General features: G+C 54.6%; 10 protein-coding genes and 5 tRNA genes. 14 read left to right on the top strand and 1 reads right to left on the bottom strand.

Translation table 11 applies throughout. The features are described 5' to 3' along the window. Positions 1 to 56 precede the first annotated feature (56 nt). The 9 genes from USG84_RS18375 (at position 57) to dppF (ending at position 10,621) form a co-directional block, all read left to right on the top strand. Positions 57 to 755: an autotransporter domain-containing protein gene (locus USG84_RS18375; protein WP_151412693.1), complete on the top strand. Its 699-nt coding sequence runs from the start codon at positions 57 to 59 to the stop codon at positions 753 to 755. A gap of 238 nt (positions 756 to 993) precedes the next feature. Next, positions 994 to 2,196, top strand: coding sequence for an MFS transporter (locus tag USG84_RS18370; RefSeq protein ID WP_061096573.1), 1,203 nt, complete (start codon positions 994 to 996; stop codon positions 2,194 to 2,196). A 237-nt stretch (positions 2,197 to 2,433) separates the two neighbouring features. Further along, on the top strand, positions 2,434 to 4,128 hold the full coding sequence (eptB, locus tag USG84_RS18365) for a kdo(2)-lipid A phosphoethanolamine 7''-transferase (protein ID WP_151412694.1): 1,695 nt from the start codon (positions 2,434 to 2,436) through the stop codon (positions 4,126 to 4,128). A gap of 91 nt (positions 4,129 to 4,219) precedes the next feature. Further along, positions 4,220 to 4,296, top strand: a tRNA-Pro gene (locus USG84_RS18360). 620 nt (positions 4,297 to 4,916) lie between these two features. Then, on the top strand, positions 4,917 to 6,524 hold the full coding sequence (dppA, locus tag USG84_RS18355) for a dipeptide ABC transporter periplasmic-binding protein DppA (RefSeq protein ID WP_028015091.1): 1,608 nt from the start codon (positions 4,917 to 4,919) through the stop codon (positions 6,522 to 6,524). A gap of 161 nt (positions 6,525 to 6,685) precedes the next feature. Continuing rightward, positions 6,686 to 7,705: a dipeptide ABC transporter permease DppB gene (gene dppB, locus USG84_RS18350; protein ID WP_028015092.1), complete on the top strand. Its 1,020-nt coding sequence runs from the start codon at positions 6,686 to 6,688 to the stop codon at positions 7,703 to 7,705. Positions 7,706 to 7,714: 9 nt separating this feature from the next. Then, positions 7,715 to 8,617, top strand: coding sequence for a dipeptide ABC transporter permease DppC (gene dppC / locus USG84_RS18345; protein ID WP_061096570.1), 903 nt, complete (start codon positions 7,715 to 7,717; stop codon positions 8,615 to 8,617). A 10-nt stretch (positions 8,618 to 8,627) separates the two neighbouring features. Then, the gene (dppD, locus tag USG84_RS18340) at positions 8,628 to 9,611 is read left to right on the top strand and encodes a dipeptide ABC transporter ATP-binding protein (protein ID WP_008502772.1); all 984 of its coding nucleotides are present in this window, start codon (positions 8,628 to 8,630) and stop codon (positions 9,609 to 9,611) included. Then, entirely contained in the window at positions 9,608 to 10,621 is a 1,014-nt protein-coding gene (dppF, locus tag USG84_RS18335; protein ID WP_151413779.1) for a dipeptide ABC transporter ATP-binding subunit DppF, read from the top strand. The genes dppD and dppF overlap by 4 nt, the downstream gene beginning before the upstream one ends. Before the next feature lie 43 nt (positions 10,622 to 10,664). Here dppF and coaA read toward each other — a convergent pair whose 3' ends face one another. Beyond that, a complete protein-coding gene (gene coaA / locus USG84_RS18330) occupies positions 10,665 to 11,615 on the bottom strand; it encodes a type I pantothenate kinase (protein WP_032654569.1) in 951 nt (316 codons plus the stop codon). 317 nt (positions 11,616 to 11,932) lie between these two features. Between coaA and USG84_RS18325 the strand changes: the two genes are divergently transcribed. The 5 genes from USG84_RS18325 to USG84_RS18305 form a co-directional block, all read left to right on the top strand. Next, a tRNA-Thr gene (locus USG84_RS18325) sits at positions 11,933 to 12,008 on the top strand. Positions 12,009 to 12,016: 8 nt separating this feature from the next. Further along, a tRNA-Tyr gene (locus tag USG84_RS18320) sits at positions 12,017 to 12,101 on the top strand. Between the two features lie 117 nt (positions 12,102 to 12,218). Further along, a tRNA-Gly gene (locus tag USG84_RS18315) sits at positions 12,219 to 12,293 on the top strand. A gap of 6 nt (positions 12,294 to 12,299) precedes the next feature. Further along, positions 12,300 to 12,375: transfer RNA gene (locus tag USG84_RS18310), tRNA-Thr, on the top strand. A gap of 118 nt (positions 12,376 to 12,493) precedes the next feature. After that, a partial coding sequence (locus USG84_RS18305; RefSeq protein ID WP_040176433.1) for a GTP-binding protein occupies positions 12,494 to 12,814 on the top strand: 321 nt, incomplete at its 3' end.

The following is a 12,814-nucleotide window of genomic DNA, read 5'->3' as shown; positions in this document are numbered from 1 at the left end:
GTCTTCCTGAATAACGACAAATATCGCCGAATTCGGCTCTCTCTGGGGTCGCTTTGATGATGATAAAAAAAATCAGTGGTCGCCATGCTGTTTCTGGCCTGGTGGGGATTTCAGCCTGCCTGTTGTTGTGTAATACAGCGTTTGCCTGGCAACAGGAATATATCGTTTCAGACGCCCAAAATAATACGGCGGAACGCTATACATGGGACGCGGATCACCAACCGCGTTATGAGGATATTCTGGCTGAGCGTATTCAGTCTTCCCAAAATTCGCCGGGACTGGCCCTGGCTGTGCCTTCTGGTGCGAAAACGGAAGCGGCGATGAGCGTAGGCTGGAATTTTCCGGTTTCAGCGCGGGTCACCACCGGTCCGGTGATGGCCTGGCGGTATGACGGCTCGACGCCGATGATGATCAATCAGTTTGGTGATAGCGCGACGACGCAGACGCTCGCCGATCCGCTCTGGCATGCCAGCGTGAGTACGCTAGGCTGGCGCGTGAATACCCGGTACGGCGATCTCCGTCCCTGGGCGCAGATTAGCTATAACCAGCAGTTTGGCGAAAACCAGTGGAAATCGCAGTTTGGCATGCCTCAAACGCCGGCCCCTGCCCAAAACGGTAACTGGATGGACGTCACCGTGGGAACGGACATTCCGTTTAATACGCACATGGCGGCCTATGCGTCGCTGGCACAGGGGGAACGCGCCACCACCGGCGAAGAGTTTCTCTATACCTTGGGGGTGAGCGCGAATTTTTAGTGTTGTTATTTTTTTACACGTTACGATAACATCTTAAAAACAATAACCACAGGCTTTACAGCGATAGCAGGCACTAACCTGTTATCGCTTTCTTCCCCGGCAAGGTCGTTCATTCCCGATTCCAGGCATTTCATTCCGTTCTTCCTGCATTTCATGACGTTTTACCCCATCGGTATTAAGGTTTTGTTTATCGTTGTCCTCAGCGAATTCCCTTAATTTCTGTTGCAGGACAACGGCCATGAACACATCAACCTATAATCGTACGCGCTGGCTCACGCTCTTCGGCACCATCGTCACCCAGTTCGCGCTGGGATCGGTCTATACCTGGAGCCTGTTTAACAGCGCGCTTTCTGACAAACTCGGCGCCCCGGTCAGCCAGGTCGCGTTTTCCTTCGGCCTGCTGAGCCTGGGTCTGGCGATTTCGTCTTCCGTCGCGGGCAAGCTGCAGGAACGTTTCGGCGTGAAGCGCGTGACCATGGCGTCCGGCATACTGCTGGGCCTGGGCTTTTTCCTGACGGCGCATTCCAGCAACCTGATGATGCTGTGGCTGAGCGCCGGCGTGCTGGTGGGTCTGGCAGACGGTGCAGGTTACCTGCTGACGCTGTCGAACTGCGTGAAGTGGTTCCCGGAGCGTAAAGGCTTAATCTCCGCGTTTGCTATCGGCTCCTATGGCCTGGGCAGCCTCGGCTTTAAATTTATCGACTCTCAACTGCTGGCGTCCGTTGGCCTCGAAAAAACGTTCATGATCTGGGGAGCTATCGTCCTGGTGATGATTCTGTTTGGCGCCACGCTGATGAAAGATGCGCCGCAGCAGGAAGTGAAATCCGTTAACGGCGTGGTGGAGAACGATTTCACCCTCGCACAGTCCATGCGTAAACCGCAGTACTGGATGCTGGCGGTGATGTTCCTGACGGCCTGCATGAGCGGTCTGTATGTTATCGGCGTGGCAAAAGATATCGCGCAGGGGATGGTAAAACTGGATGCCGCGACGGCGGCGAATGCGGTGACGGTCATCTCCATCGCTAACCTCTCGGGCCGTCTGGTGCTCGGTATTCTGTCTGACAAAATTGCCCGCATCCGCGTGATTACGATTGGGCAGGTGGTTTCGCTGGTGGGAATGGCGGCCCTGCTGTTTGCACCGCTGAATGAAGCAACCTTCTTTGCCGCGATTGCCTGCGTGGCCTTTAACTTCGGCGGCACCATTACCGTCTTCCCGTCGCTGGTGAGCGAGTTTTTCGGCCTGAACAACCTGGCGAAAAACTACGGCGTCATTTATCTCGGCTTCGGTATCGGCAGTATCTGCGGTTCGCTGATTGCCTCGCTGTTTGGCGGGTTCTATGTCACCTTCTGCGTAATCTTTGCCCTGCTGATTATTTCACTGGCGCTGTCCACGACTATCCGTCAGCCGCAGCGTGAAGTGTATAAAGAAGCGCACGCATGATTCGATAAAAAGAGGCCTCCGGGCCTCTTTTTTTATCTCCGCATCGCTGCCAGACCTGTTATTTTGTAAAAATCTTCATCGATCACACTCTCTGTTGCCACTTTTTTTCCCCGCTGTGGTCTACTTATCGCGCTTGTGGACGTTTCTGATAACGGTTTCTCTCGCATCTACTTACTCTGTCTGCTTTCTCGATGAGATTCGGCGGGTCTTTATACCCCTTCCCCCAGGGTTGTTTGCATGAAATATATTAGGTCTCTTACCCAGCAAAGATTATGTCTGATGCTGGCTGTCTATATCGGTTTGTTTCTGAATGGCGCGGTACTGTTCAGACGCGTGGAAGGTTATTTTGAACACCTCACCGTAAGAAATGGAATTTTTGCCGCCATTGAAGTGTTTGGCTCTATCCTGGCAACTTTCTTCCTGTTACGCCTGCTCTCTCTGTTTGGGCGTCGTACATGGCAAATTCTGGCCTCGCTGGTGGTGATTATTTCTGCCGCCGCAAGCTATTACATGACATTCATGAACGTGGTCATTGGCTACGGCATCGTTGCCTCGGTGATGACCACGGATATCGACCTCTCGAAAGAGGTGGTGGGTCAAGGGTTCATCATGTGGACGATTTTGACCTGCCTGATCCCGCTCTTCTTTATCTGGAGTAATACCTGCCGCTATACCCTGTTACGCCAGCTGCGTACCCGGGGACAGCGCATCCGCAATATCGCTGTCGTTCTGCTGGCGGGCCTGCTGGTGTGGGCGCCGATTCGCCTGATGGAAAAACAGCAAAAACGGATCGAAAAAGCGACGGGCGTAGATATGCCAAGCTATGGCGGCGTGGTGGCTAACTCGTATCTGCCGTCCAACTGGCTGTCCGCGTTAGGTCTGTACGCCTGGGCACAGGCGGACGAATCCAGCGATGTGAAATCGCTGATTAACCCGACCAAAAAGTTCACCTACCAGGCGCCGGCTGACGGGCTGGATGATACTTACGTGGTCTTTGTCATCGGCGAAACGACGCGCTGGGATCACATGGGTATGCTCGGTTATGACCGTGATACCACCCCGAAACTGGCGCAGGAAAAGAATCTGGTGGCTTACCGCGGCTATTCCTGCGATACCGCCACGAAGCTCTCGCTGCGCTGTATGTTTGTGCGTGAAGGCGGGGCGAGCGATAACCCGCAGCGTACCCTTAAAGAGCAAAACGTGTTTGCGGTTCTGAAGCAGCTTGGATTTAGCGCCGATCTGTTCGCCATGCAAAGTGAAATGTGGTTCTACACCAACACCATGGCGGATAACATCGCCTATCGTGAGCAGATTGGCGCCGAGCCGCGTAACCGTGGAAAGAACGTTGATGACATGCTGCTGCTCTCCGAGATGGAGCAGTCGCTGAAAAACCATCCGAAAGGTAAGCATCTTGTCATTCTTCATACCAAAGGATCGCACTACAGCTATTACCAGCGCTATACCCGCGATTTCGCGAAGTGGAAACCGGAGTGCGTTGGCATTAATAAAAACTGCAGCAAGCAGGAGCTGATCAACGCCTACGATAACTCCGTTCTGTATGTGGATACGTTCCTGAGCCGCGTAATCGACCAGCTGCGTGATAAAAAAGCGATTGTTATCTACGCCGCAGACCACGGCGAGTCCATCAACGAGAAAGAGCACCTGCACGGTACGCCGCGCAAGCTGGCACCGCCGGAGCAGTTCCGCGTGCCGATGATCATGTGGATGTCCGATAAGTACCTGGAGAACCCAGACAAAGCCAAAATGTTTGCCCATCTGAAACAGCAGGCAGAAATCAAGGTACCGCGCCGTCACGTTGAGCTGTACGACACCATTATGGGTTGTCTCGGCTATACCTCACCGAACGGTGGGATTAACGAAAACAACAACTGGTGTAAACTCCCTGATAACACCGCAAAAGCCGCGCAGTAGCTGCTCTGGCGAGAATATCGCCAGTTGAATGGCTTTTTGAAAATAAGGGATTGACGGGGGCGCACCTCAGCAGTAAGATGCGCTCCGCATTCGGCGAGTAGCGCAGCTTGGTAGCGCAACTGGTTTGGGACCAGTGGGTCGGAGGTTCGAATCCTCTCTCGCCGACCACATTCTGAAAAGGGCTAACCGCAAGGTTAGCCCTTTTTGCATTAACGGCTTACTTATCCTGATTCAGCAAAACGCCCTTTATCCCCGCTTCTCCCTGCGTGTTAACGATTTTGTGACATAATCCATTGTATTTTTTTATATATAGATTGATCTTTTTTCGCGTTGCTTATGGATAACCTCAGCATTTTTCGCTGTGCGTTTTAACGTTCGCGGTATTTAGTGCTCAGATAATCACCATTCTGCAAGAAAATTTACCCATTCTGAATAAAAGTTAATCACTGATTGTTGCGAAATATGAAGATATTTGTGCTGGAAGTTGGCGAGTAGCATAAATTTCCCTGCTGAAAACTGGCGTTCAGGGTTTTTTTAATCTTTGTTTGCGGTTTCTCACACTCGGCGCAAATCCCCGTCACCTGTATTGACGTTTTCACATTCTGTTGACAGATTGTAGGGCATGAGGGGCATTTCAGGGACGATCTGCGCTGCAACTCAAACGCTCTTCTGAAAGGATTCTCCATCCCTTTAACGCCTTCGGGCACCTCCGACCGGACCGGGTAAAAAATAAATAAAGGTCTGGCGGCGTAACACAACAAAGCAAAACATCACATTGGAGCAGAATAATGAGTATTTCCTTGAAGAAGTCAGGGATGCTGAAGCTTGGTCTGAGCCTGGTGGCTATGACCGTGGCAGCAAGCGTACAGGCAAAAACCCTGGTTTACTGTTCTGAAGGCTCGCCGGAAGGCTTTAACCCACAGCTCTTTACCTCTGGTACGACTTACGACGCAAGCTCTGTACCGATCTATAACCGTCTGGTTGAATTCAAAACCGGCACCACGGAAGTGATTCCGGGTCTGGCCGAGAAGTGGGACATCAGCGAAGACGGTAAAACCTATACCTTCCACCTGCGCCAGGGCGTGAAGTGGCAGGACAGCAAAGAATTCAAACCAACGCGCGACTTTAACGCTGACGACGTTGTGTTCTCCTTCGACCGTCAGAAAAACGCCCAGAACCCGTACCACAAAGTGTCTGGCGGCAGCTACGAATACTTCGAAGGGATGGGTCTGCCGGACCTGATCGCCGAAGTGAAAAAAGTGGACGACAAAACCGTTCAGTTCGTGCTGACCCGTCCGGAAGCGCCATTCCTGGCTGACCTGGCCATGGACTTCGCCTCTATTCTCTCTAAAGAGTATGCGGACAATATGCTGAAAGCCGGCACGCCGGAAAAAGTGGACCTGAACCCAATCGGTACCGGCCCGTTCCAGCTGCTGCAGTACCAGAAAGACTCCCGTATTCTGTATAAAGCCTTCCCGGGCTACTGGGGCACCAAGCCGCAGATCGACCGTCTGGTCTTCTCCATCACGCCTGATGCGTCCGTACGTTACGCTAAACTGCAGAAAAACGAATGTCAGGTTATGCCGTATCCAAACCCGGCAGACATCGCGCGCATGAAGCAGGACAAAAACATCAACCTGATGGAGCAGGCGGGCCTGAACGTGGGTTATCTCTCCTTCAACACCGAGAAGAAACCGTTTGATGACGTGAAAGTGCGTCAGGCGCTGACCTACGCGGTGAACAAAGAAGCGATCATCAAGGCCGTTTACCAGGGCGCGGGCGTTGCGGCCAAGAACCTGATCCCACCAACCATGTGGGGCTATAACGACGACGTTAAGGACTACTCCTACGATCCTGAGAAAGCGAAAGCGCTGCTGAAAGAAGCAGGCCAGGATAAAGGCTTTACCGTCGAGCTGTGGGCGATGCCGGTACAGCGTCCGTACAACCCGAACGCACGCCGTATGGCGGAAATGGTCCAGGCTGACTGGGCGAAAATTGGCGTTCAGGCCAAGATTGTGACCTACGAGTGGGGCGAATATCTGAAGCGCGCCAAAGCGGGTGAGCACCAGGCGGTGATGATGGGCTGGACCGGTGACAACGGGGACCCGGACAACTTCTTCGCCACCCTGTTCAGCTGTGCGGCGGCAAAAGACGGCTCTAACTACTCTCGCTGGTGCTACAAGCCGTTTGAAGATCTGATCCAGCCGGCGCGTGCGACCGACGATCACAACAAACGTATCGAACTCTACAAGCAGGCTCAGGTTGTTATGCACGATCAGGCTCCGGCGCTGATTGTTGCTCACTCCACCGTGTATGAGCCAGTGCGTAAAGAAGTGAAGGGCTACGTGGTTGATCCACTGGGCAAACACCACTTCGAAAACGTATCGGTTGAATAATAAGTAGGGTGTTCTCCCTCTCCCTCTGGGAGAGGGCAGGGGTGAGGGGCGTGCATGCATCCCCTCACCCTAACCCTCTCCCCATGGGAGAGGGAATTTACATTTGTGAGCAATACAGACGTCACGCCACTGGTCGTGCGTCATCAGAGAGAATCCGGGTTATGTTGCAGTTCATCCTCCGACGTCTGGGACTTGTTATCCCGACGTTTATCGGTATCACCCTTCTCACTTTTGCCTTCGTCCATATGATCCCCGGCGACCCGGTAATGATTATGGCGGGCGAGCGTGGTATCTCCCCTGAACGTCATGCGCAGCTGCTGGCCGAACTCGGCCTCGATAAGCCGATGTGGCAGCAGTACCTCCACTATATCTGGGGCGTGATGCACGGTGACTTGGGGATTTCGTTAAAAAGCCGTCTTCCGGTGTGGGACGAGTTCGTGCCGCGTTTTAAAGCGACGCTGGAGCTTGGCATCTGCGCCATGATTTTTGCCACTGCGGTGGGTATTCCTGTTGGGGTACTGGCTGCCGTTAAGCGTGGCTCTATTTTTGATCATACCGCCGTGGGTTTGGCGCTGACCGGCTACTCCATGCCTATCTTCTGGTGGGGCATGATGCTGATCATGCTGGTCTCGGTGCAATTGAACCTGACGCCGGTCTCCGGGCGCGTCAGCGATATGGTCTTCCTTGATGATACCAATCCGTTAACCGGCTTTATGCTGATCGACACGGCCATCTGGGGCGAGGAGGGCAACTTCATTGATGCCGTCGCGCACATGATCCTGCCTGCCATGGTGCTGGGCACCATTCCTCTGGCGGTGATCGTGCGTATGACCCGTTCCTCCATGCTGGAAGTTCTGGGCGAAGATTACATCCGTACCGCGCGCGCCAAAGGGTTAACCCGCATGCGCGTCATCATCGTCCACGCGCTGCGTAACGCCATGCTGCCGGTGGTGACCGTTATCGGCCTCCAGGTAGGTACGCTGCTGGCGGGGGCGATCCTGACGGAAACCATCTTCTCCTGGCCGGGCCTCGGACGCTGGCTGATAGATGCGCTGCAACGCCGTGACTATCCGGTGGTGCAGGGCGGGGTGCTGCTGGTCGCGACGATGATAATCCTCGTCAACCTGCTGGTCGATTTGCTGTACGGCGTGGTGAACCCGCGTATTCGTCATAAGAAGTAAGGGGCCATCATGTCACAGGTTTCTGAAAACAAAGCTGTTGCTGCACCGGTTCCAATGACGCCGCTGCAGGAGTTCTGGCACTACTTCAAGCGCAATAAAGGCGCGGTAGTCGGGCTGGTGTATGTCGCCATCATGATTCTGATTGCGGTGTTCGCGAACTTTCTGGCGCCGTATAACCCGGCGGATCAGTTCCGCGATGCGCTGCTGGCACCTCCTGCATGGCAGGAAGGCGGCAGTCTGGCGCACCTGTTGGGTACCGATGATGTGGGCCGCGACGTGCTGTCGCGTCTGATGTACGGCGCGCGTCTGTCGCTGCTGGTTGGCTGTCTGGTGGTGGTGCTCTCCCTGATTATGGGGATCATCCTCGGCCTGGTTGCCGGTTACTTCGGCGGCATCGTTGATAACATCATTATGCGTATCGTCGACATCATGCTGGCGCTGCCAAGCCTGCTGCTGGCCCTGGTGCTGGTGGCGATCTTTGGGCCGTCGATCGGTAACGCCGCTCTGGCGCTGACCTTCGTGGCGCTTCCCCACTACGTGCGTCTAACCCGTGCGGCGGTGCTGGTGGAAGTGAACCGCGACTACGTCACCGCGTCTCGCGTGGCGGGTGCGGGTGCGATGCGCCAGATGTTCGTCAATATCTTCCCGAACTGCCTTGCGCCGCTGATCGTTCAGGCGTCGCTCGGTTTCTCTAACGCCATTCTTGATATGGCCGCTCTTGGCTTCCTGGGCATGGGTGCGCAGCCGCCAACACCGGAGTGGGGCACCATGCTCTCGGACGTGTTGCAGTTCGCACAAAGCGCCTGGTGGGTTGTCACCTTCCCGGGTCTGGCAATCCTGCTGACGGTGCTGGCATTTAACCTGATGGGTGATGGTCTGCGTGATGCGCTTGATCCCAAACTGAAGCAGTAAGAGGCACGAGATGGCGTTATTAAATGTAGATAAATTATCGGTGCACTTCGGCGACGAAGGCACCCCGTTTCGCGCCGTGGACCGCATCAGCTACAGCGTAAATCAGGGCGAAGTGGTAGGCATTGTCGGGGAGTCCGGTTCCGGTAAGTCAGTGAGTTCACTGGCAATCATGGGGCTGATTGATTACCCGGGCCGCGTGATGGCGGAAAACCTGCAGTTCAACGGTCAGGACCTGAAGCGCATTTCTGAGAAACAGCGCCGCCAGCTGGTGGGCGCCGAAGTGGCGATGATCTTCCAGGACCCGATGACCAGCCTGAACCCGTGCTATACGGTCGGTTTCCAGATTATGGAAGCGATTAAGGTGCACCAGGGCGGTAACAAGAAAACCCGTCGCCAGCGGGCGATCGACCTGCTGAACCAGGTCGGTATTCCTGACCCGGCATCGCGGCTGGACGTTTACCCGCACCAGCTTTCCGGTGGGATGAGCCAGCGCGTGATGATCGCCATGGCGATTGCCTGTCGACCAAAGCTGCTGATTGCGGATGAACCGACAACGGCGCTGGATGTGACCATTCAGGCGCAAATCATCGAGCTTCTGCTGGAGCTGCAGCAGAAAGAGAACATGGCGCTGGTGCTGATTACGCACGATTTGGCGCTGGTGGCCGAAGCCGCGCATAAAATCATCGTGATGTATGCCGGCCAGGTGGTCGAGACCGGGAATTCGCACGATATCTTCCGCGCGCCGCGTCACCCGTATACCCAGGCTCTGCTGCGTGCGCTGCCGGAGTTTGCCCAGGACAAAGCGCGCCTGGCCTCGCTGCCGGGCGTGGTTCCGGGTAAATATGACCGACCGCAGGGCTGTCTGCTGAACCCGCGCTGCCCGTACGCGACGGATAAGTGCCGGGCGGAAGAGCCAGAGCTGAACCAGCTTGCTGACGGCCGCCAGTCGAAATGTCACTACCCACTCGATGATGCCGGGAGGCCAACACTATGAGTACGCAACAGGCCACCACGCAGCAGCCGCTGTTGCAGGCCATCGACCTGAAAAAACACTACCCGGTGAAGAAGGGGATTTTTGCCCCGGAACGCCTGGTGAAAGCGCTGGACGGCGTGTCATTTACCCTCGAACGCGGTAAAACGCTGGCGGTAGTGGGGGAGTCAGGCTGTGGTAAATCCACGCTGGGCCGCCTGCTGACGATGATTGAAGTGCCGACCGGCGGTGAGCTCTATTATCAGGGGCAGGATCTGCTCAAGCACGATCCGCAGGCGCAGAAGCTGCGTCGCCAGAAAATCCAGATTGTGTTTCAGAACCCGTACGGTTCTCTGAACCCGCGTAAAAAAGTGGGACAGATTCTGGAAGAGCCCCTGCTGATTAACAGCAATCTGAGCAAAGAGCAGCGCCGTGAAAAAGCGCTGGCGATGATGGCGAAGGTCGGCCTCAAAACCGAGCATTACGACCGCTACCCGCATATGTTCTCCGGCGGGCAGCGTCAGCGTATCGCCATCGCCCGCGGGCTGATGCTCGATCCAGACGTGGTGATTGCCGATGAGCCGGTTTCGGCGCTCGACGTCTCCGTGCGCGCGCAGGTGCTGAACCTGATGATGGATCTCCAGCAGGAGCTGGGGCTCTCTTATGTGTTCATCTCCCACGACCTGTCGGTGGTGGAGCATATTGCCGATGAAGTGATGGTGATGTATCTGGGGCGCTGCGTGGAGAAGGGGAGCAAAGACCAGATCTTTAATAATCCTCGTCATCCGTACACCCAGGCGCTGCTGTCTGCGACGCCGCGTCTGAACCCGGACGATCGTCGCGAGCGCATTAAGCTGACGGGGGAACTGCCCAGCCCGCTGAATCCGCCACCGGGGTGTGCCTTCAACGCGCGCTGCAGCCGCCGCTTTGGTCCTTGCACCCAGCTGCAGCCGCAGCTGAAGGATTATGGCGGTCAGCTGGTTGCCTGCTTCGCGGTCGATCAGGATGAAAATGGCGAGAAGCCACACGCATAACGAAAAAAACCGGCGCTAAGCCGGTTTTTTTATGTCTGCCTGACTATTTTCGCAGGCGAATCTGGTCGACGGCGTGCTTCTCGCTCTTGGTGAGGATCAGGCTCGCGCGCTCGCGCGTCGGCAGAATGTTCTCTTTGAGGTTAACGTAGTTGATCTCATTCCACAGCCCCGTCGCCACATTGATCGCTTCTTCTTCAGAAAGCTGGGCGTAGTGGTGGAAATAGGAGTCCGGGTCGGTGAATGCCCCTTCGCGGAACTTCAGGAAGCGGTTGATATACCAGTTCTGCAGCAGGTCTTCCGGCGCATCAACATAGATAGAGAAATCGACGAAATCCGAAACGAACACATGATGCGGGTCGTGTGGATAATCCATTCCGCTTTGCAGCACGTTCAAACCTTCCAGAATCAGGATATCCGGCTGGACTACCGTTTTATCCCCATCCGGGATGCGGTCGTAAATCAGGTGTGAATAGACCGGCGCCGTGACGTGCGGCACGCCAGATTTCAGGTCAGAGACAAATTTCACCAGACGGTGCATATCATAAGAGAGCGGGAAGCCCTTCTTCTTCATTAGCCCGCGTTCTTTTAATACCTCGTTCGGGTGCAGGAAGCCGTCAGTCGTGATCAGCTCAACGCTGCGGTGTTCCGGCCAGCGGCTCAATAGCGCCTGCAATACGCGTGCGGTGGTGCTTTTACCCACGGCCACGCTGCCTGCAATGCTAATGATATAAGGAATGCGTTGACCGTTCGTGCCGAGGAACTGCTCCAGCACCGCCTGACGGCGCAGGTTGGAGCTGATATAGAAGTTAAGCAAGCGAGAGAGGGGGAGATAAATTTCTGCCACCTCTTCCAGGGACAGATCTTCGTTTATCCCTTTTAACCGTGCGATTTCACCTTCCGTCAGCGTCATAGGGACGGAATCACGCAGGGCAGCCCACTGGCTGCGGTTAAAGTGAAGATAAGGCGTCATTAACGTTTGCTCTTTTTTGCTCATAAGCATGCTTCAGTGAGCCAGCGCTATGCTGCCGGGACGTGGCTCATCACACAGTTAATTTTGGACAATGGGCAGGAGGTTAACACCAGATGGCGGGAATAATAAGAAAAAAGATGGAAAGCGCTGCGTTACGCGGAAGCCGTCACGCTACGGTGTATGCGGTGTAAATCACGCATGTATGTTGATTATTTGACCCGCAATGGCTACTTTTACATCGCTTAGCGCTGCGTTCGCATAAAATGTGAGCGAAAGAACGTTTTATGCAAATTTTTAGTTGCATGACCGCGCAGGTATCCATAGAATGCGCGCTACTTGATGCCGACTTAGCTCAGTAGGTAGAGCAACTGACTTGTAATCAGTAGGTCACCAGTTCGATTCCGGTAGTCGGCACCATCAAGTCCGGTGGGGTTCCCGAGCGGCCAAAGGGAGCAGACTGTAAATCTGCCGTCACAGACTTCGAAGGTTCGAATCCTTCCCCCACCACCACTTTCTGGCAGCGTAAATGCCGCCGGAGCTGGTTGGAAAAATTAGCCAGCTCAAACTGAAAAAGAGAGAAATCTCTTTTTTTGTTACAGAAAGAACTGGGTAGCCGAGTTTCAGGATGCGGGCATCGTATAATGGCTATTACCTCAGCCTTCCAAGCTGATGATGCGGGTTCGATTCCCGCTGCCCGCTCCAATACGTGCTGATATGGCTCAGTTGGTAGAGCGCACCCTTGGTAAGGGTGAGGTCCCCAGTTCGACTCTGGGTATCAGCACCACTTCACTTCTCCTTCCCGTTTCTCTCTGTTTCAATTTTACTGTATTCAACAATTCAGGCATTTCGCCTGGTTGATGTGGTGATATCACCGATTTATCCGTGTCTTAGAGGGACAATCGATGTCTAAAGAAAAGTTTGAACGTACAAAACCGCACGTTAACGTCGGTACTATCGGCCACGTTGACCATGGTAAAACAACGCTGACCGCTGCAATCACTACCGTTCTGGCAAAAACCTACGGTGGTTCTGCTCGTGCATTCGACCAGATCGATAACGCACCAGAAGAAAAAGCTCGTGGTATCACCATCAACACCTCTCACGTTGAGTACGACACCCCGACTCGCCACTACGCACACGTAGACTGCCCAGGCCACGCCGACTATGTTAAAAACATGATCACCGGTGCTGCGCAGATGGACGGCGCGATCCTGGTTGTTGCT

The sequence above is a fragment of the Enterobacter sp. 168J2 genome, assembly GCF_034107265.1.
GTDB classification, from domain to species: Bacteria; Pseudomonadota; Gammaproteobacteria; order Enterobacterales; family Enterobacteriaceae; genus Enterobacter; species Enterobacter nematophilus.
The sequence above is the reverse complement of the archived record's forward strand: the minus strand, read 5'-3'. Positions and strand labels throughout refer to the sequence as shown.